General features: G+C 62.6%; 8 protein-coding genes. 6 read left to right on the top strand and 2 right to left on the bottom strand.

Going from position 1 to position 21,984, the window contains the following annotated elements; genetic code table 11:
• Positions 1–651 precede the first annotated feature (651 nt).
• Genes Q8O35_RS08245 through Q8O35_RS08255 form a run of 3 tightly spaced genes read left to right on the top strand, consistent with a single transcriptional unit; the run spans position 652 to position 13,273 of the window.
• Positions 652–4,191, top strand: coding sequence for a hypothetical protein (locus Q8O35_RS08245; protein WP_305572163.1), 3,540 nt, complete (start codon positions 652–654; stop codon positions 4,189–4,191).
• Positions 4,188–4,778 carry a DUF1318 domain-containing protein gene (locus Q8O35_RS08250; protein ID WP_305572164.1) on the top strand — a complete coding sequence of 197 codons (591 nt, stop codon included), beginning with the start codon at positions 4,188–4,190 and terminating at the stop codon, positions 4,776–4,778. Before Q8O35_RS08245 ends, Q8O35_RS08250 begins: the two co-directional genes overlap by 4 nt.
• Complete coding sequence (locus Q8O35_RS08255) at positions 4,775–13,273, top strand: CHAT domain-containing protein (RefSeq protein ID WP_305572165.1); 8,499 nt, start codon at positions 4,775–4,777, stop codon at positions 13,271–13,273. The genes Q8O35_RS08250 and Q8O35_RS08255 overlap by 4 nt, the downstream gene beginning before the upstream one ends.
• A 77-nt stretch (positions 13,274–13,350) precedes the next feature.
• On the opposite strand, the gene Q8O35_RS08260 is transcribed toward Q8O35_RS08255, so the two are convergent.
• On the bottom strand, positions 13,351–15,528 hold the full coding sequence (locus tag Q8O35_RS08260) for a bifunctional (p)ppGpp synthetase/guanosine-3',5'-bis(diphosphate) 3'-pyrophosphohydrolase (protein ID WP_305572166.1): 2,178 nt from the start codon (positions 15,526–15,528) through the stop codon (positions 13,351–13,353).
• Positions 15,528–17,177 (bottom strand): peptide-binding protein, encoded by a 1,650-nt coding sequence (locus Q8O35_RS08265; RefSeq protein WP_305572167.1) that lies wholly within the window; start codon positions 17,175–17,177, stop codon positions 15,528–15,530. Before Q8O35_RS08265 ends, Q8O35_RS08260 begins: the two co-directional genes overlap by 1 nt.
• Positions 17,178–17,386: 209 nt before the next feature.
• Between Q8O35_RS08265 and Q8O35_RS08270 the strand changes: the two genes are divergently transcribed.
• From Q8O35_RS08270 to Q8O35_RS08280, 3 genes are all read left to right on the top strand, one after another.
• The gene (locus tag Q8O35_RS08270; protein ID WP_305572168.1) at positions 17,387–20,599 is read left to right on the top strand and encodes a DEAD/DEAH box helicase; all 3,213 of its coding nucleotides are present in this window, start codon (positions 17,387–17,389) and stop codon (positions 20,597–20,599) included.
• 27 nt (positions 20,600–20,626) lie between these two features.
• Complete coding sequence (locus Q8O35_RS08275; RefSeq protein ID WP_305572169.1) at positions 20,627–21,520, top strand: hypothetical protein; 894 nt, start codon at positions 20,627–20,629, stop codon at positions 21,518–21,520.
• Positions 21,521–21,609: 89 nt separating this feature from the next.
• A complete protein-coding gene (locus Q8O35_RS08280) occupies positions 21,610–21,918 on the top strand; it encodes a DUF3783 domain-containing protein (protein WP_305572170.1) in 309 nt (102 codons plus the stop codon).
• Positions 21,919–21,984 lie beyond the last annotated feature (66 nt).

Consider the following 21,984-nt stretch of genomic DNA (forward strand, 5'->3'; position numbering starts at 1 on the left):
GTGATTCCTTTTTCGTAGAACCTAAAATTGCAACAGAAGTTGCACAACCGATGCTATCAGCCATATAATTACGGACAGTTACGCGCATACGCACAGTAATACACAGACTGACAAGAACCATGAGTATGGCAAGAATTCTTCCATACTCCAGGCTATACTTTTGCAAATTCGTCAGATTATTCATCTCAGAAGTGAACGCTGGCATACCCGGAATGGCTGCGAGCACCCCGACAACCAAAAGGCTAAGCGCCGAGATAATTAATGTATAAACCAAGCATGCTCGTGACGTCATAATATTTCGCGCTCCTTGCGTTGAGTGACAACAAGGCCATCATGAGCAAGAACCCGGCCAAATCGCATACCCGCAGTATTCAGAAAATTCATTGCAACCATGACGGGATTCTTGCAAAATTGAATGGAGAGTAGGGACGACTGACACCACCCTGCGACCCGCAGCGGAGGCGCCCCAACCGCACCGGAGCGGCAATGCCTGACACCAAGCCCAGCAAGATACTAAAGCCACGCTCATTCAGGGTGTTGCGCCGCTCCGCGTTGGCCTTGGCATGTTTACTCAGCTTGTCCATACTGTTCATCCTTGTCCTGCCGGTCGTTGTTTCATCAGACTGGGCGCGCGGGCACATTGAACAGTATATGACCAAAACCACTGGAAAAAGAGCAAGCCTCGGCAGCCTCTCATTCAGCTGGCGCCAGGGGCTGCACATCAAGGCCCTGGGCATAGGACATGGCCAGCTTTCAGACGAGAGTTTCCTTGTGGCGCTCGACGACCTGCACGCCGATTTCAGCCTCCTCGCAGCCCTGCGCAAGGACGTACGGCTTATACTTTCGCTGAAAGGCCTGCGTCTGCGCCTGCCCTACTCCGATTCCGCGACAGTGCCCGAACCACCGGCAAAACCCCTCTCCGATGCACTGCGAGGGCTCTTCGCCGTCCTGCGTTCAATCAGCGCGCCCATACCCCAAAACCTCGATGCGCATGCAACAATCGACATGACGGACATGGCTGTGCTCCTGGCGCCTCCCCCAGGCGGCAAACCTCTGGAATTGCGCGACGCATCATTCAAGGCTGAGGTTCAAGGGATCAAAACCAACCCCCTGACCATCGATGCGGGCGCGAACCTCGTCATAGAGGACAGAATGCTGACGCCGCTCGTTTTTTCCGCCAAGCTGGAAGGTTTGACTGACCCGGCGGGGCGAATGAGCCCGGCCCAGGCCCACCTTACGGCAAAGTTCACGGCCCCAGGCCTGGACTTGAACGCTGGCGGCAGCCTGGCAAAAAGCATCAAAGTCGATCTCCGCGCACGCCCAGGCGAGGTTCTGGACGCCGTGCGCCCCCTGGCCGCTCGCCCTTTGCTAACTGTGGGCGGAGCCTTGGCCCTGGCGCTGACCCTGGCCCAGACCGCGCCGGACAGGCTGGACCTCGGCCTGGTATTCTTCGCCGACAGCTTGCACGCCGCAAATGGTCAACTTGGCGACAAGTCAGTTGGCCCCATCAGCCTGAGCCTGCTGCAAGAAGCCGCGCTGGACCTTAAGGCCGAGACTGTGCGTTTTCCTGGGCAGTTGGACCTCAAGGCCACCAGTCGGAACTCAAACCCGGTCCGCTGGGTGGGCGAGCTTTCCGGGATAGCGGAAGGAAATCCGCGCGCGACCCTTGCCATAGCCCAGGTGCATATTGTCCTGAGCGAGCTTCTGCCTGCCGTGCGCGCGTTTCTGCCGCCAGGGCTGACCCTTGGCCAAACCAGCCTCAACCTCGAAGGCCTTGCTTTAGCCGCAACGCTTCCCAATGAAGGACGCAAACCAGACATGGAGGCTCGGTTCAAGGGTCTGGAACTCTCTGCCGCAAGGCTCCGCCGCAGCGACGCGTCAGGAAAGCAGGACATCGGCCACGCCATCCTGCGCGTGGGCTCCGCAAACCTGAGCCTGCCCGGCGCAGGGCCGGGACTGGCCGAGGTCAGCCTTTCCGCCGAAATCGACGACATCCGCATCGGCGGCCCCATGCCGCTCAGCGTGCGCCAGTTCAGCCTGCCCCGCGTGAGCCTTCGCATGGACAACCTAGCCCAGGACGCTCAGGCGCTTTTCGGCATAACCGGCAAGGCGCTTCTGGAGCTTGACGCCCAGGCCATGGACATCGAGGCCAGAGGCAAGGCCTCCATCCCGCTCCTCATCGAGACCACACGCCTGCATGCGGACTTTCCAGCGTCAAAGTCCGCCAGCCTGAACCTTGAAAAGATGCATCTTGACGTTCCCCTGATGCGCGTGCTCCAGCCGGGCAAAAAAACTCTGGAAACACCGTTGAACCTGCACGCAAGCGCGCCGGGCATAGTCCTCTCCGGTCCGGGCACGGCTCCCGCCCTGCGCGGCATGAAGCTTGACCTCAGCTTGGGAAAAGCCCTGCGCCTCCAGGCCACCACGAGCCTGGACGGCCCTGCCGGGCGCGACTTGCGGACTGAAGGCGCATTGACTCTGAATGCGCAGCACCTGATGGCCCTGGCCTCGACCTACGCACCGCGCCAAGCCAAGGCTTCCGGCGAACTTTCAGTAGACTGGAAACTGGCCGCGACCCTGCCGGCGCCCCCACCAGGAGCCAAGGGCAAACCCGGAGCGCCCAAAAAACTCTCGCAGACTCTCAATGATTTGAGCTTCCTGCACGAGGTCGAGGCAGTCCTCAGGCTCGACAGCCTGAGCCTGGACTGGCCCTTGGCGGCAGCGGCGGGACAGTCCTCCGAGACCTTGCGCCTGCGCGGGTTCACCACACCCAGGGCGCTGCGTCTGTCGTCCCGCGACGGCGTCGCCCAAGCCAGCCTCACGGGAACTCTGGCCTTCGGCCCCATGGACACCCTGCCGGGCGCAGGCAGGCTGACCAAACCCTTGCGCGGCCTTCTGACCGTCAACGCCACGCAGCAAGGCGCGCGCTCTGTGCAATTCTCCCAGGCGCTGCGCCTGGAAGGGCTGGATCTGGACCAGAGTCTTTCGCTGATGCTGGACAAGCTGGACACGGTTCTGGACCGCGACACCGACAGGATGGCCGCGGTGCTCGAAGGCGTCGACGCCAGCTTCTCCTTCAATGTGGTTGCCGGCCTGAATGCACTGGGCTCAAGCGCTGCTGCCCAAGGGCTGTCTGGAAAAGGCCGCATGGAAGCAGGGGCCGAAGCGCGACTGACTGGAGGGCGAAGCCTGGCCCTGTCCGCCCGTCTTTTGAGTCCCGGTCTTGACATGCGCCTGAGTCCGGACTTGGCCGTGAACGGCCTCGTCAGCTCCCTCCGCTTCAACCACCGCTACAGCATCACTCCCGGTCTGCGCTGCGGCGGCGAATCCGAGGCGGTCCTTGCCCCCCTGTCCGAGCAGGTCTTCGATCTGTATCCGGCGCAAGGCATTGCTCGACCCGCTCCGGGAAACGCTGCCCTGGGCCAACTTCTGCGCACCGACGACGCGCGTGGGGCAGGAGGCTCCCTCAGCCTGGCGCAACTCAAACTAAAGTCCGCCGGGCTGCCGCTGGACATCCGCGACGTGCACGCTGTTCTGGACGACTCCGGCCCGGTGCCGAGTCTTCGCTCCTTCAGGGCCGGGCTGCTCGGCGGCAACATCCTGGGCAGCGCCATGCTGCGCAAGAGCGCCGGGCGGTATTCCATGGACGCCGATCTGGCCTTCACCGGCATCGACACCGGACGACTGCTGCCTGAAAAATCTGCCCGCGACATGGGTACCCAGGCCGAAGCTTCGGGCCGGGTGAGCCTGTCCGTTCCGCTGACCCCGGCCCCGGAAGATCTGCTTCAGCGCCTCACATTCCGGGCGGACATCACAAAGATCGGGCCACGCACCCTTGAGCGCATGCTCTACGCCCTGGACCCGAACGAGCAGAACGAGACCATCGTACAGCAGCGCCGGCTCATGGGCATGGGCTTCCCGCGTCACCTGCGCATGGCCGCAGCCTACGGCAACCTGTCCCTTTCAGGTGCGGTGGAGGTGAAGGGCTTCCAGCTCGACCTGCCGCCGGTGGACCGCCTATCCATCGCCAACCTGCCTCTGAAGAAGCAGCTCGCCAAGCCGCTGGCCGCTGTGCCAGGGCTCATCAAGGTTTTGGACGCAGCCTCTGGAACTCGCATATGTCTCGATCCCGCAGCCGCCCCTGGCACGCTTCGCGTCGTGCAACCAACCAGCCAAGGAGCATCGCAATGAAACGCCTTCCCGCAGCAGCAGTCTGCCTGGCCCTGACCCTTTCCGGGTGTACCCTGGCCGAAGTGAAGGTCAACGTGGCCAGCGAGCGCACCTCACTTGAAAACCAGATTCTCGGCTCTTACAATTCGCTGTCTGAAGAGACGCTGCTGGTGGCCTCGGTGCGCGGCGTGGACCCCCTCGGACGCATCCAGACCCCGCCGAAGAAGAGCCAGGAGCAACAGGACGCGATTGCCGCCATGCAGGTGCTCTCCTTCCACGCTGATGACGTGGAGTCGTTCAAACGCCTTGGCTGGGTGGGTGAGGACAACAAGGGCCTGCTGACGCCCTTTGGCTTGGCCCGCGACAAGACCCCAGACGACCTGAAGGACTTCGCCGCGCGCTTCCGCCAGCAGGAGTTCGACAGCGTGCTCAGGGAGGTCAACGCCGCGCGCGAGGTCATCATGCGCCGGGCCATTGAGACCAACGCGAGCCTGACTCCAGCCGATCTGCCCAAGGTTCAAGCCGTATTCGCCAAGCTCGCCGCCGACACCTCGCGCCCAGGCGACAAGCTTCAAGCCTCCGACGGCAACTGGACGGTGAAGAGATGAACGCGCATCGCCTGCGGCAATTCCTCGCCTGGGCGCTGCTTTCGGCCAGCCTGCTGCCTGGCCCCGTTTTCGCTGCTCCCACAGCCAAGTCCGCACCCCCGGCAGATGATATTTCAGCCCAAAGTGTTTCCGCCCAGAAGCTGGCTGCCGAGGCTCTGCGGCCAAGCGCCAAACGCGCCGCGCCCCGCCGTCTCGACGTGAATTTTCCCGTGCAGGCCAGCTTCGAGACCGGCGCTGTGCAGCAGGCAGACATCACCCCGGACGGCAAGTGGCTGGCCCTGGCCCGTCTTTCCGGCGGGTACAGCGAGCTTTGGCTGCGCTCGTTGGACCCAGGGCTTTCCATGCTGCCTCGGCGACTGGCCCCGGCGCTGGCCGACCGGCTTTCCCCGGCCCTCTCGCCCGATGGTAAACGCCTGGCCTTCGTGGGCATGGAGGACGACGTCAAGGGCGACATTTACGTGCTGGATCTGAACCGCGCTGACGCTACACCGCAGAAGCTCACGGGGCGCGACACCGAGGACGGAGCGCCCGTGTTCTCGCCCGATGCCCGCACCCTCTACTTCCACCAGCGGCTGCCCGGCGAAACCGTCCGGCGCATCGCTGCCCTTGATTTGAGCGCGCCCGCATCCCTGCGGGTCATCCAAACCGGCGGCGACGCCTACGCCCCCGCCCTTTCGCCCGACGGCAAACGCATGGCCTTCGTCTCCAACCGCGAGGGCCGTCAAGACGCAAGCGCCGTATACCTCATGGACCTGCCCGCAGGGCTCCCGGCGCGCCTCACCACTGGCCGCACCAGCGAATCCATGCCGCGCTTCACCCCAGACGGCGCCAGCGTTCTTTTCGTCAGTTCGCCCTTCACTTCAGAACAAAGCACTTTTGCAGAAGCCACAAAGCTCCTCGCGCCGGTTATTGCCAGCGCACCAGCCCAGCCAGGTTCCGCCCCTCAGCCCCTTACCTCTGCCAAGAATGCCGACCTCGCCCCCCTTATGGCCGGAGGCAGGCTGTATTACCTGTCCGCCCAGACCGGTCCGATAAACCTGTGGTCATTGCCTGCGGAGGGCGAGATCCCCAACCGCCCGTCTGAGGAACTGCTTGGCTTGGCCGATACCCTGGCCAACCAATTGCCTGTGAACCGCCACCTGACCATCCTGGCCTATGGCCGCTCCGCCCAGACAGCAGGGGCAGCCGCGCATCTGGCTGCGGTGGCGCTGTATTCCCAGGGCCGCCAGTACGAGGCCCTGTCCCTCGAAGCCAAAGCCCTGGAAGCCCATGAGTCCGCAGTGAAGCTGGCAATGCAGCCGCATTCCGGTTTTGCACAGGTGCGGGCCATATTGCTCAAGGCCAAGGCCGAACGCCGTCTGGCCGCCAATGACAAGGGCAGGCGGGCGTCGCTGCAAAACGCCCTCAAGGCTCTGGCGGGGCTCATGGCGTCAGACCCGCGCGTGCTCTGCCAAGCTGGCATCGAGCAGGCGCGGCTTCTCCTTGAACTGGGAGGCGACTCGCGCTCCCTCACCGAGGCCCTGCGCCTGCTGGACATACAGATGGCCCCACAGGGCCAGAGCCCAGAGCAATTCGCCGAGGCCCTATTCCTTAAGGCTGAGACCTTCGCCCGCATCGGCCAGATCCAGACCGTGCTGCCGCTGTACGCCCAGGTCATCCGCCAATACCCGGAGGATGGCCCCTGGGCCGACCTGGCGGTGTCGCGCGTGCTGGATCAGAGCCTTTCCGGCGCAGGCAGGAAGCATGAGGACCAGGCACAAGCCCTGGTGCTATTGGCCGAGCAGCACCGCAAGGACCTGCTCAAGCTCTCGCTAGGCGCACAAAACCGCCTGGGCGACGTGTATTACGCTGCCGACGAATGGGCAAAGGCAAAGGACGCCTACCGTCAATCCATCGACTCTGCCCGCGAGGCCCCGCAAGTGGCCACACAACTGGCCGCTGCGCGCCTGGCCCTGGCTGAGATCCTGTACCGGGAGGAACGCTTCCACCAAGCGCTGGACCTCTATGAAACGGAAATGGCAGCTCGGCCCTTTGAGGACCGCCTGTACCGGCTGGCCAAAACCGCGCATTTACGAAAGTCCATAGCCGCAGGTGACTACCTGCTGCGCATCGGCGAGGTGCCGTCGGCCCGGGCCATCTTCGCCGGACTGCTGCGCGACGACCCGGACTGCGTGCCCGCCCACAGGGGCATGATACGCGCCAGCTCCGCCCTCAAGACCATCCCCGCTACCTTGGCCGAGTATCGGCAGCAGCTCGCCGCCAAACCCGGCGACGCCACCCTGCTCTACGCCACGGGCCTGACCATGACCTATCTGGACGGCAAGGGGCAGCTTCTTGAGGCGCGCAAGCTCATCAGCCAGGCGATCCTGAAGAACGGCCAGGTGGAGTACTTCCATCAGACTCTGGGGTATGTCGACGAGGTGCTGGAGACCGTGCACAAGGAGCGCGGACGGCTTGAGTCGGCCCTTGAGTCCTATCAGCGCGCACGGTTCTTGAACTCCCGGGAGCAGAACCCGGAGAACGCCGCAAACCTGGACCTGAACATCGGCAACATCCACTTCCTGCTGGGCCAGTACGCCAACGCCTTCGAGGAATACACCAAGCGCTTCGACTCCAAGGTTCCCTTTGACAACGAGGAGACGGAGATCCTTTTCTACCAGCGCTTCGGCGCCTCGGCCTTCCAGGCGCGGGAACCGGATAAGCCTATCCTGGCCTATTCCAAATCCCTGGAGCTGGTTGAGCGGCGCATCCAGCCCAAGTACGCCTCCGAGGTCTTCGGGCGCATCAACAAGTTCGTTTTCGACCGCGTGCTCACTCCGGCTCTGGGCCGCGCCGAGGTTGCCGACAAGGCGAAGGCTTTAGCCACGCGTCAAAGCGAGCTGAACAACAGGCTTTTCGAGGCCAGCATCAAACCCGCCGGGCCACCGCCCGATCCCACATGGAACACTTACGTCTCCGCCGTGCAGTCCCTTCTGTCCGAACAGGAGCGCATCATCGCGGAACTGCCCCCGCTTCTGCGTGATGACCGCGAAGCCAGCATGCAGACTCTGGCCGTCATGGCGACCAAGGTGCGCGAGGCCCTGGCCTTCCCCCCGCGCTTCGTGGAGCTGCGCTCGGAGTTGCACGACCGCCTGGGCCTGGCCTATCAGGAGGCCGGGCGCTGGCGCGAGGCGCGCGAAGCCTTCGAAAAAGCTCTGGCGATGAACACGGCCCTTGGGCTGACCCGCAACCTTGCGGCCAACCAGCGCTCGGTTTCCTACAACGCCTTCATGGAGGCCGGGCTCACCACCGGACAGGACCGCGACCGGCTGCTGGAACAGGCCGAAGCAGGCTTCCGGCGCATCCCGGAGCTGCTGGACAAGTACGGCGTTGCCGACAAGAAGAGCGGCGGCCGCATGAAGGGCCTCATCAATCTGGACATCGACGTAGCGCTGGACAAGGGCGCGGCTTCCCAGGCTTCGTACGGCTTCAGCATCGAGCAGGAAAAGCGCCTGGCCGAGACATTCCTGGCGCGCATCGCCACAGAGCGCGGCCGGCCGCGCGAGGCCCTCAGCCTCGTGGAGCGACAGTCGCGAAGCTTTGAAAAGGGCGCAGTGGCCATGCAGGATGCCTTCGGAGCCGCGCTCCTGCTGCACCGCGCCGGACTGCTGGAGACCTCCCTTGGACGCGAGGCCGCGGCCTTCGAGCGCTTCCGCCGCTCGGCTGAACTGGCCCTTGAACTGGGCAATCCGATGAGCGCCTCCCTCAACGTGGTCGATATGGCGGGTGCGCTTCTGACCCTGCCGCAAACAAGCGGCGACTTCGCCGCGCGCTTGGCCGAACTGCGCCGCCTGGAAGACCGAACGGCAAACTCCCTGCGCAACGCCCCCCCTGGAGCGGATTCCCTTGCCGCCGCGGCCTTCCACAACATCATGGCCGCCACGAACATGGCCCTGGCTGACCGCCTTGCCGCCGCAAGCGCCGATGCCGCAGCCCTGCGCATGGACTGCCTTTCCCGTGCGGGTCAGCGTGTGGCCGATGGCCTGTCCTGGTTCGCCGCGCATGAGCCCGTCACCCGCCGCGCCCTGGCTCTCAATGCCGCGCTGAGGCTCAACGAAGCCCAGCTGGCACTGCGCCTAGGCGAGGACGCCCACCGCATCCAGAGCCTCAACGCGGCCCTGGCTCTGGCGGAACGCGGCCTGCTTCCAGCGCAACGCTGGCGCGCGCTCGCCGGGCTGGGCCGCCTCAAGGAGGCCCTGGCCGTGGTCGAAGCCCTGCCCGTGGATGAGCTGGCCTGCGGTGCTGGCGAAATCATGAACACCTTCACGCCGCTGGTTGCTTCCCTCGTCGACGCCAAGAGGGCCGAGGATGCCTACAACCTGCTGGAGCGCCTGTCGGAACTTGAGCGCGTGGGCCGCATGGGGCGGCTTGGCGTACCCAGTCCAACTACCGCAGAACTGGGGCTCCTGCGCCGCAGCGGCGCACGCCTGCTGGTCATCCGCGATCTCAAGGCTCGCATTGCCCTCGCCAAGGATCAGGAGCGCCTGGATCTGTCGCGCCGCCTGGACCAGGAAGAGGATATATTGAAGCGCGACCTGGGCTCGGAACGCGAGTATCTGCCCGGAGTGGCGCGTCTGGGCGCAAGCCCGGCGGAACAGGACTGGCTGACGACACTCTTCGGCCTAGCGGCAGAACTCTCCGCCACGGCAGACATGGCCGTTGTCGCGGGCGATGACCCTGTCGGCATGGCAACGCGCAAGCGTCATGCCGAGCTTGCCGCCCGCTTGGCGGCGCTCAAGGCCGAAGCAGCAAAGACCCTGGGCAGGCAGGACGCCCCGGGCGCGCTGGGGCTCGTTCTCGCCGCGCCCACAGAGGCCATGGACCTCATGGATGTGCTGCCCAAGGGCGCGAACGCCCTGCGCGTGGCCTTGCTGCCGGGCGCAAGATGGATCGGCTTCCGGCTGGACTCCGACTCCGTGCAGATCATGGCCCTGGGCAACGGCCCGCAACCAGCGCTGCCGCCCTTGGCCCCAGGCGAGAAGCGCCTGCTGCTCTACGAGGAGCCGTCCGCACTCGCCCGTCAGGATGCAGCGAGCTCACTCGCCGTTGGCCTCTCCGGCACGCACATGAAGCGCAGTCTGGCCGCCCGCAAGCCCTTCCGCAAGAATGTGCTGTTCGTTTCCGGGGCCTTCGCCGCGCCCAAGGCTTTTGAATCTGCGCAGGCAGGCATAGCTCTTCCGTCCCTGCCGGAGATGACTGCGGCAACGCACACATTCGTGGCCTCGGACCCCGTCCGCGCCGTCCAGACCGCACCCAGCCGCCAGGACCAGTTGCCCGTGCGCTTCCTGGCCCTGGCACCAACCAAAAACGAGCCAGTGGCTCTGCCTAGCCTGGCTGCGCGCATGCAGGACGCGTCCCTGGCGGTGCTGGCCCAAGCCGAGCCCCAGGACCTGCCACTCATCGCTCACCTGCTGTCACTTTATGGCGTTCCCACTGTACTGGCTTCACAAGCCCCCGCCGCAAAGGCCTTTATCGAGCCCTTCCTGACAGCCTATGCAGACGCAGCGGCTTCTGGGGCCAAGGCCGCTGCCCAAGGCGGGGCGCAGGCTTCCTGGCTGCTGTTAGGCGATCCGGGCCTTACAGCGCAGGAGGCAGGTGTTTTTGCCGCAACCCAGTTCGCCCGCTATGTGCGCACGGGCATGGACGCCTTCAAGGCGGGCAAGAGCGCCCAGGCGCTTGCGCTGTTCGAGAACGCCCTGCGCGTTGCCAGACCATCCGACCAGTTCAAGAAGCACCTGCCAGACCTCTTGGCCTATGGGCGGGAAAGCGCCTACGGGGCCGAGCAGTTCGACAAGTCTCTGGCCTTTGCCCAGGAGCTGACCCTGATGCTGGCCAAAACCCAGCCCGACACCCCGGCCCAGGCCGAAGCGCTCATGCGCCTGGGGCTGGTGCACGCCCGCCTGGAGCAATACGCCAAGGCCATCCCGGCGCTGGAGCAGGCTGCGGAGATCCTGGCCAACCTGGAGCTTGCGCCCAGGGAAATCGAGGCCCTGTCCAGCCTGGGCGCTGTGCTGGAAAACGCCATCCAGTACGACAAGGCCCTGGCCCACTTCGAAGGCGCGGCCAAGCTGTCCAGAAAGGCGGGTTCGCAGGAACTGGTGGCCAAGCAATACATGAGCATTGGCCGCATCCACGACCTGCGCCTCTCGCAATACGCCCAGGCCAAGGCAGCCTACGGCCAAGGCCTCGCCATCTACACGGCCCTCAATCGCAGGGCCGACATGGCTCAGGCCCTGCTCGACATTGGCCGCTGCGCCCGGCTCATCGGCAACTTCCCTGAGGCCGAGGCCAAGTACTCCGAAGCGCTCAAGCTGGCCGGAACCGCAAAGGACCAGGAGCGTCTGCGCCTGCGCATCATCATTGAGCAGGCCAACAACGCCTGGTTCCAGGCCCGGTTCCAGCAAGCCTTCGACTTGCAGCGCCAAGTGCTTAAAAGCGCGGAGCTGAACGGCTGGGTGCTGGAGCAGGTCATCGCCCGCAACACCGCCGGGCTTTTGTGGTGGAGCCTGGGCGACCACGACCGCGCCGTGCGCGAGCTTGACGCAGCCCTGCCTCTGGCCAAGTCCTTGCGCATCCGCAAAGACGAGGTGGCCACCACCCTGAACAACCGAGGTCTGGTGGAGCGCGATATGGGCCAGCCGGAAAAGGCTCTTAAGACCCTGAACGAAGCGCTTGTCATCGACCGCGAGATCCGATCACGCTGGGCCATTGCCTACGATCTGCGCAACATCGCGCAAACCTACACGCGCATGGGCGATTCCAAGAAGGCCCTGCCCCTGCTCGATGAAGCCCTCGCCATCGTGGCAAGCACGGGCAACCGCATCAACCAGACCAAGATATTGCTGGCCCAGGGCGAGGGGCACCTGTCCCTGGGCGAAGCCGACAAGGCCCGCGCCGCCTTTGCCCAAGCCGACGAGCTCTCCCGCTCCATGGGCCTGAGAGACAGCCAGTGGCGCGCCCTGCATGGCCTCGCACGTCTCGATATCGCCGCACGGAAACAGCCCGAGGCCCGCGCCCTGCTGGAAAAGGCCGTGGGGGTCATCGAGGGCATGCGCGCCGAACTCAAGGTGGACCAGCTGAAGGATGGCTTCATCGCCGACAAGGCCGTGGTCTACGAGGATCTGGTGACGCTCCTGGCCGACATGGGCGAGGTGGCCGAGAGCTTCCGCACGGCTGAGCGCTCCCGCGCCCGCAACCTCATCGACCTCCTGGGCAACAAGCGCCGGGCTCCGCAGCGCGCCCAGGACAAGGCGCTGTATGACCGCATCGCCTCTCTGCGCACCCAGCTCTCCGAGCAGGAGTCGCTGCTGGCCCACGCCCAGGCGCAAAGCGAGCGCGAGATCTACGCCCGGGGCGTCAAGCGGATGCAGGACGAGCACCGCGACGTGCTGCTGGAACTCCAGGCCAGCCGCCCGGACATCGCCAGCCTGGTTTCCGTAAACCCGCTGAACCTGGCCGAGGTGCAGAAGCTGCTGGAGCCCGGCGTTGGGCTCCTGACCTACTACGTCACCGCCAACGAAGTGCTCTGCTGGTCCGTGGACAAGGAGCGCGTGGAGCTGACGCGCACACGCATCGGGCGGGAGAGCCTGGGCAAGATGGTGCTGACCTACCGGCGCATGCTCCAGAACCTTGAGCCTGCGGAAACCCACTCCAAGGAGTTGTATGCCCTGCTGGTGGCCCCGGCCCTGCCCAAGCTCGCGGGTGTGAAGGAACTGGGCATCATCCCCCACGACTCCCTGCACACGCTCTCCTTCGCCAGCCTGACCAACGGAGCCGACTACCTGCTGGACAGCTACCCGCTGTTCCAGCTGCCCAGCGCCAGCGTCTTCCGGTTCACGCTCGAACGCCGCAAGACCGAGCGCAACACGCGCGTGCTTGCCGTGGGCAACCCGGACCTGCAGGACCAGTCCCTTGAGCTCCCCTTTGCCGAACGAGAGGTGGGATCGCTGTCCTGGAATTATCCCAACATGACCGCGCTGACCCGCGACAAGGCCACCAAGAGCTGGATCACCGAACATATAGCTGAGTTCGGCATTATTCACCTGGCCGCCCACGGCGAGTTCGACCCAGTGAATCCGCTCTTCTCAACCTTGAAGCTTACGGGGAGCAAGAAACAAGGCAGCGGCGATCTGGAGGCGGCGGAGATATTCGACCTCAAGATCACAGCGGATCTCATCGTGCTCTCGGCCTGCCAAACGGGTCTTGGCAAGGTCACCAGCGGCGACGAGGTGCAGGGCATGAACCAGGCGTTTCTGTACGCCGGAACGCACGCGCTCATCTCAAGCCTCTGGCGCGTGAGCGACATCTCCACAGCCATGCTCATGAAGCAGTTCTACCGGGAGTATCAGACCCGGCCCAAGGCCGAGAGCCTGCGCCGGGCCATGCTGCATGTGAAGACGCGCTTCCCGCATCCCGGATACTGGAGCGCCTTCACCCTGACGGGGGACTACAAGTAAAAAAAAACGCTGGCCCCGGACGATGGATGTCGTCCAGGGCCAGCGGGCATTTGGCAGGGTTTTTGGCGGGTCTGAAACTATGAGACGCGCACGGCCTCGGTGACGGAATCAATATTCCGAATTTTGTCCAGCACGCCGTAAAGCTGCGTGAGGTTGGTCACCTCCACAGTGAATTCCATCACCGCATTGCCGTCCACACTGGACTGGAACGTGCCGGAGTCGATGTTCACGTTGTCGATGGTCAAGAGGGCCGTGACCTGCGAAAGAGCGCCCTTGAAGTTGCGGCACACGATGCGGATCTTGGCAGGATAGGGCTTGTCCTCCACCCCATCCCAGGCCACCGAGACCAGGCGCTCGCTCTCAAGGTCCTTCAGATTGGGGCAATCCGCAGCGTGGATGGTGACGCCGCGCCCGCGCGACACGTAACCGACTATGGGCTCGCCCGGGAGCGGGTTGCAGCAACTGGCGAAGCGAACCAGCACGTCGTCAACGCCGCTAATCTTGATCCCCTCGCTCTTCTTGATCTTGAAGGCGTCCGCTGCCGCCGCGGCGGCGGCCGGAGCATCCTGGGCCTTGCGCTCACGCGGGTCGTCCACCAGCTTCTCGCCCACATGGAGCAAGCCGTAAAGCTTCTGGAGCACCTTGCGCGGAGTCAGGCGCGCATAGCCCACCTGGGAAAGCAGCTCATCCACGCTGGGCAAGGCGAATTCCTCGGCCAGCTTCAGGAAGTGCCCGTCCTTCATGGCCTTGGCCACGTTGATGCCGATCTTGCGTCCTTCCTTTTCGAGCATTTCCTTGGCCAGGGTGATGCTGCGGGCGCGTTCCTCGGTGCGGATGTATTGCTTGATGCGCGTTCTGGCGCGCGCGGTCTTGACGAACTTCAACCAGTCGCGGCTGGGATTGCGGTGCGAGTCGGAGATGATCTCCACGCGATCGCCGTTCTTGAGCGGCGTGCCCAGCGGCACCAGTCGGCCATTGACCTTGGCCCCGGCGCAGTGGTCGCCCACCTTGGAGTGCACGGCGTAGGCGAAGTCCACGGGTGTGGCGCCTTCGGGCAGTTCCTTGATGTCGCCGCGCGGGGTGAACACATAGACCTCGTCCTGGAACAGATCGATGCGCAAACTCGCCATGAACTCGCGCGGGTCCTGAAGGTCTCGCTGCCAGTCCAGGATCTGGCGCAGCCAGGTAAAGCGCTCGGCGTCGCGATTGCTGCCCTTCTTGCCCTTCTCCTTGTACTGCCAGTGCGCGGCCACGCCGTATTCAGCCACGCGGTTCATCTCTTCAGTGCGGATCTGGATCTCTATGCGCTCACCGTCCGGCCCGATGACCGTGGTGTGCACGCTCTGATACATGTTGGCCTTGGGAATGGAGATGTAATCCTTGAAGCGCCCAGTCACCGGCTTCCAGATGGAGTGGATGAGGCCAAGGGCGGCATAGCAGTCCTTGAGAGAGGGCACGATGACGCGAAAGGCGATGAGGTCGAAGATCTGATCCAGGCCCAGCTCCTGCTGCTGCATCTTGTTGTAGATGCTGTAGCGGTGCTTTGTGCGCCCGGCCACCCGGCCCTTGATGTTGTTCTCAGCCAGCATGCCGTTGATGAGGCCGATGACCTTGTCGATGTAGTCGTTGCCAGAGGTGTGGTGCGCGGCAACGCCCTGATCGATCTGCTCGTACACATCGGGCTTGAGGTACTTGAGGCACAGGTCCTCAAGCTCCACCTTGGTGCGGTGCAGGCCCAGGCGGTTGGCCAGCGGCGCATAGATCTCAAGGGTCTCCTGGCTGATGAGACGCTGCTTCACCGAGTTCTGAAAGTCCAGAGTGCGCATGTTGTGCAGCCGGTCGGCCAGCTTGACCATGAGTACGCGGATGTCCTCGGCCATTGCCAGAATCATCTTGCGGATGTTCTCGGCCTGGGCCACGGCCTTTGACTCGAACTGCATCTTGCTGATCTTGGTGACGCCGTCGACAATGTCGGCGACCTCTTCGCCGAAAAGCTCCTCGATCTCATCAATGCTGGTTTTTGTGTCCTCCACCGTATCGTGCAGAAGACCGGCCACCACCGTGGCCTCGTCAAGGGTCATGTCCGCCAGGATCTTGGCCACGCTCATGGGGTGCGAAAGATAGGGCTCGCCCGAAAGGCGCGTCTGTCCCGTGTGGGCCTCGGCCGCGAAGATGTAAGCCTTCTGGATCAGCTCCAAATCGGGCTTTTCTATGTAGCTCGCGACCTTGTCGGTAATCTCGTCGATGCGGATCATTATTGTGTCAACTCCGGGCCTTGGCTCGCCTTGGGGATCCACCAGCGGATGAAATTATATGAAATGCCTGCGGGGGCGGGCTCGATGCCCTGCACGCGCGCGTGAACCATGGGCAAGGCCATGGGCACGTAAAGAAAGCAATAAGGCTGGTCCTCATGCAGAATCTCCTGAAGGCGGTCGTACAGCGGCTTGCGCTTCTTCTGGTCCAGCATGCGCCGAGCGCGCTCCAAAAGCTCGTCCAGTTCGCGATTCTTGTAGCCAACAAAGTTTAGCCCGCCGGGATGGGCCTTGGACGAATGCCATACGTCGTACAGGTCCGGGTCCTGCACGATGTTCCAACCAAGAATGATGGCATCGTAACGGCCCTTGTCCACGAACTCCTTGACGAACGCTGCCCACTCCACTGTGCGGATCTCGACCTTGATGCCCAGGCCCGCCAAGCGGCTTTGGATGATGATGGCCGACTTGATGCGCGGGGTGTTGCCCTGGTTGGTCAGGATGGTGAAGGCGAAGGGGCGTCCCCTGGCGTCCACAAGGGGGCCGTCTGGAGTGCGGCGCGTCCAGCCGGCCTCGGCCAGCAGCTGCCTGGCCCTGGCCGGATCGAACTCGTTGGCCGGGATCTTGTCGTTGAAGGCCCAGGTGCCCGGCTTGTACGGTCCGCCCGTGGCGATGCCCAGCCCGGCCAACACGCCGCGCACAATCTCATCCTTGTCGATGGCGTACAAAAACGCCCGGCGCACGCGCACGTCGCTGAACAGCGGGCTCTTCAGGTTGTAGGCCATGAAGGTGTAGCCGGAGGAAACGTACTGGAACTTGCGGTAGTCCTTCGCCCAGTCCTGGCCCTCGGTCTGATACAAATACTGCTGCGGCGAGAGATTGATCTGGTCCAGGTTGCCGCTTTTAAGCTCCATGAACTGAGTGGACTGGTCCGGGATAATGCGCATGACCACTTCGTCGATATACGCGCGGCCCTCAAAATAGTCAGGGTTGGCCACAAGCACCAGCCGGTTCCCGGCAGTCCATTCCTTCAGCATATAAGGCCCCGCGCCTACGGGCTTTCGGGCCAGGGGCGTCTTCAACAGGTCCTGCCCCTCCAGCAGGTGCCGGGGCAGGATGGCGTGAGCCCAGGTGACAAGAGCACGGGCAAAAGGTTTATCATAGCGCACCTCGAAGGTATAATCGCCGGTGAGCCTGAACTCCTTCACCGCCAGAAAGTCCTCGGCGTAGGCCGTGGGCGTCTTGGGGTCGACCATGAGCTTATAGGTGAACTCCACGTCGTGCGCCGTCAGGGGCGTGCCGTCGGTCCACCGGATTCCCTTGCGCAGGGTGAAGCGCAAGAGGCGTCCATCATCAAGAATTTCAAATGATTCCGCAGCGTGCGGAACGAGATTGATGTTCTTGTCGTACTTAAGAGGCGCCACGTAGACGAGTTCCGACACTTCATGCGACGCAGAGTCTGTAGCCAGGGGAGGGATGAGGTTGCTTGGCTCGCCGATGGTGGCTTCCACCAGGCGTCCTCCCACCTCGGGCGCGGCGGGAACATCCTGGGGAGCAGCCTCTCCGGCCTGGGTGCGCGGGGCTTCGCCCCGGCCGCAAGCGGCTAGAAAAAGCAGGGCGCATAACGCCAGATGGAGTGCCGACCGCTTCATCAATCCTCTTGCCAAACGCCAATATTTTGCGCATACAATATGCGAAGAGCGCCTTGCGATAACAGTATGTCCCAGACGCAACAAAAAGCCAAGCAGACCTTGCTTTTGTGTTCCCAGTGACTATTGTCCCTCGCTTCCGTATGAATTAGCACACAGGTTGCGAGCCAAGACGCTGCAAGCCATAAATATCCAAGGGAGTTTCCGACCCCATGCCCATTGCCGAGCAAGACAAGGTCCGGGCCATACTCACCCGGTTCACACGGGAGACGATCCCGGATTATATCATCGAGAGTTCCAGCGCCATCCTTGAGTCTGATGGCGTGCAAAAGCTCGATATCCAACAACGCGACCAGTTTCTGGACGTGGACGGACAGGTGCAGGGTGAGGATTTCCAGATCTACACCTCCGAACTGGGGTTGAACCTCGCCGACGGCACCATCAACTCATACTGTAACTGCCCGGAATCATTCTCCGGTGTATGTCGCCACGTAGGGGCCACGGCCCTCAAGATGCTCAAGAGCCTCTCCGGCGACAAGAAGAAGTCCGATCTGCCCCGCCCTCGCACGGACTGGCGGCAGACCTTCCGCGTCTTCTTCTCCACCGAGCTTGAGGCCGAGCCAGGCAAGCACTATCTCGTTTTCCGCTTCTACCCGGAGCCTGGTCGGCTGCAGGTGGCCTTTGCACGCGCCCGTCAGAACAAAAGCGGCATCTCCGCTGTGCAACAGGATATCACCCTCGAACAGATCATAAAAAACCCGGACTGGTGCGAACTTTCCCCCGGCCTGCCAAAGGTCGCAGCCATGATCGCCCACCACCTGGACTACCAGGGGCACCGCGTGGAGCTGCCTGCGGGCCTGCATTCCTGGTTCTTCCGCGCCATAAAGAACGAGTACTACCTGTACCTGCGCGACACCGAAGCGCCCGTGCGCCTTGAGAACAAGACCTTACAGCTCAAGCTTTCCCCCCAACTTTCAGAGGACGGTCTGGGCTTCGACATCATGCTTTCCCGGGAGGATCGCCCCCCCTTCTCCATCCGCAAGGAGGACGAGATCTTCTTCTACGGACGGTTGCCGCTCTGGCTTTTTTGGAAGGGCAACTTCCACCCCGTGCAGACCGGGCTGGACCCCGAGCTCATCCAGGAAATGGTCGAGCAGGGGCCAATCATCCCGCACGCAGACATTTCCGAATATCTTGATCGCGTATGGACAAAGATTCCAGTCTCCGACCTCTACGGCCAGGAGGACTTTCTGGAGCGCATGGGGCCGATCTTCCAGCCTGCGGAGTTCAACCCCAAGCTGTTCCTCGACGAAGAGGGCAGCCTGCTCGTGCTCAAGATCCAGTGCGTGTACGAAACCGAACACGGAGAAGTCACCCTGCCCGGGCCCAACCCGGACCTGCAGACCGGCAGCTACCGCTTCGCGGACAAAAGCTACCTCATCCGCCGCGCCCAGGACGAAGAGGCCGTGCTCTTTGCAGAGCTCCAGCACATGGGCTTCCAGCCCAGAAGCAACCACACCTGGTTCATGGAGCAGGAAGCGGCCATCAACTTCCTGCTGGATTTCTACCCCATGCTGGTGGAGGGCTACCGCGTCTACGGCGAGCAGAACCTGACCCGCTACAAGGTGCGCCTGACCAAGCCGCAGATCGTGGCCGAAGTTACAAGCGACGAAGAGAACAAGTGGTTCACCCTTGATCTCACCATCCAATACGACGACCAGAAGGTGCCCATCGAAGACATCTGGCGCGCCTGGGTGCAGAAGAAGCGTTACGTGCAATTGAAGGACGGCTCGTACACGAGCTTGCCGGAATCCTGGCTCAGAAGGCTGGGGCACAAGCTCAAGGCCCTGGGCTTCGACCCTGAAAAGCCACCCCAGCGCAAGTTCCAGCAGTTCGAGGCCCCGGTGCTCGACAATCTGCTGGACGACATGCCTGGAGCGCGCACAGACGCGTATTTTGTGAAGCTGCGTGAAAAAATCAGCAACTTCCAACAGATTCGCCAACTTCCCCCGCCGCGCGGCCTGAACGCAACCTTGCGTCCCTATCAGCTGATGGGCATGTCATACATGAACTTCCTGCGCGAGTACGGCTTCGGCGGCATCCTGGCCGACGAGATGGGGCTGGGCAAGACCGTGCAGACTCTGTCCTTCGTGCTCTCGCTCATCGAACGCGGCATCACCGGCCCCTGCCTCATCGTGGTGCCCACCAGCGTGCTGCCCAACTGGGAACGCGAGGCCGCGAAGTTCGTGCCGAGCGTGCGACGCCTCACCATCTATGGGGCAAAGCGCGACGACCTGTTCGCGCGCATCAAGGACTCTGACATCGTCATCACCACTTACGCATTGCTCCGGCGCGACCTGGAGGAACTGACCAAGTACAAGTACTTGGTGGTGATTCTTGACGAGGCCCAAAACATCAAGAACCCCAACACCATCACAGCGCGTTCCGTACGCAGGCTTGACGCCGAGATGCGTCTGTGCCTTTCGGGCACGCCCATTGAGAACAATCTGTTCGAGCTTTGGAGCCTGTTCGAGTTCCTCATGCCCGGCTTCCTCGGCTCGCAGCACGCCTTCCAACGCGGCATAGTAAAGCCCATCAAGGACGCTGACGAGGAAACTCTCAACTACCTTCGTTCACGCGTGAAGCCCTTCATTCTGCGGCGCACCAAGAGCGAAGTGGCCAAGGACCTGCCCCCAAAGATCGAAACCACGCATTACTGCGAACTGGCCGACGAGCAGCGCGACCTCTACGGCGCGCTGGCAGCCAAGCTCAAGGAGCAGGTGCTGCGCGACGTGGACGAAAAGGGATTGGCAAAGAGCCAGATGTCCATTCTGGACGCGCTTCTCAAGCTGCGCCAAATCTGCTGCCATCCGAGGCTGCTCAAGCTCGACATCCCCGGCATCAACACCAACCTTCCGTCCGGCAAGTTCGACGCCTTCAAGGATCTTGTGACGGACATTGTGGACGGTGGCCACAAGGTGCTGGTCTTCTCGCAGTTCGTGCAGATGCTGCACATCATCCGTTCCTGGCTGCAAATCCGCGAGGTGCCCTTTGCCTATCTCGACGGATCGAGCAAGGACCGCTTTGAGCAGGTGGACAAGTTCAACGATACGCCGGAGATCCCTATCTTCCTGATTTCACTCAAGGCTGGCGGCACCGGGCTCAACCTGACCTCTGCCGATTATGTCATACACTACGACCCGTGGTGGAACCCGGCTGTGGAGAATCAGGCCACGGACCGCACACACCGCATTGGCCAGAAGCGGCAGGTGTTCGCCTACAAAATGATCTGCCAGAACACGGTGGAAGAGAAGATATTGAAGCTTCAGGAGATGAAGAAGGACGTGGCCGAGTCCATTATCCCAGGCCAGTCCGCCTTCAAGTCCCTCACCCGGGATGACCTTGAGATGCTTTTTGAGGTTTAGCCTTCCAGAAGGGACCATCTCCACACAATGAACATCATTACGCTCTACCTAGTGCATCTCTTCGATACGATTCAGGCACATGCCGAATCCGAGGTGACGCGCCGACGCGTTGGAAAGGGGCTCATCCTCTTTTTTCTTGGAACGCTTACGCTCATTGAGCTGAACACCTTGGGACTCCTCCCCGAATGGCTGTCCTCGCATGTGTCCATGAACCGCTTTCATGCCGTGACCCAGACCTTCACCCTGGTGCTGGTGCTCGAAGTGGTTGACCTGATTTTTTCGCTGCCACGGTCCACCTCGCGTGCGGTAGCAAAGCAATTCGAGATCCTGGCGCTCATTCTCTTACGCAACGCATTCAAGGAACTCACGAACCTTCCTGTGCCGATTGAGGTCATCGGCCACACCGATGTGCTCATCCGCCTAGCTGCAAATGGGGCTGGAGCCCTCGTCGTCTTCGTACTGCTGGGGGCCTACAAATACGCACAACGGTGCGCACCGCGCCATTGGGCCCCGGAAATACTGACAAAATTCATAACAGCCAAAAAGCTGGTGGCCTTGCTGCTGCTCGGCGCCTTCATCTTCATGGGGGTCTACGACAGCTACCTACTGCTGAGCGGGCAGCCCACCTTCGACATCTTCCACGACTTCTACACGCTGCTCATCTTCACGGACATTCTCATCGTTCTCATCGCCCAGCGATATATGCCTGAATTTCATGCTATTTTTAGAAATTCCGGGTTCGCACTCTCCACATTGTTCATCCGCATGGCCCTGACGGCAGACACCATACTCTCGGTGATTATGGGCGTTGGCGCCATGGTCTTTGCCTTGGGCCTCACCTATGCCTCCAACCGCTTCTACGCCATAACCTCCCATCCGGCAGCAGGCGCCCCATGTCCCCTTCCGGGTTCTCGAAAGTAGGCGCAAGCGCAAGGAAGCGGATTTACGGTCCGCGCTCTGTACTCGTGTGCGGCTATACGGTCTCAGAGCAAGATGCGCTTCTGGCTATGATGGAGCGCTTCCGCCTGACCGACCTGCCTGCCCTTTTCGCTACGGGCGACGACATGGACCGCACGCTTTCGGAACTGCTGTCCCTCGCCCCGCCGCATGGGCGCGGCCAGGACAGCCCGCTGCCTCGCGCTATCATTCTTGCTGGCATCACCGAGAAAGAGCTCTCGACCTTCATGGCCGCCTGGAAACACCTGGGCCTGCCGCGCCAAAACTGGGCCACCCTCACCCCCACGTCTGAAACCTGGAGCCTCATTGATCTTCTCACCGAGTTGGATCTTGAGCGCATCGCCATGAGCAGCAAAAGCTGAGCAAAGACCTCTCCCGATCATCCCCGCCTTTGCAAGAGTCCGCATCAATAGCATGCATACGGAACT

Source organism: Humidesulfovibrio sp. (genome assembly GCF_030689645.1).
Classification (GTDB): Bacteria; Desulfobacterota; Desulfovibrionia; order Desulfovibrionales; family Desulfovibrionaceae; genus Humidesulfovibrio.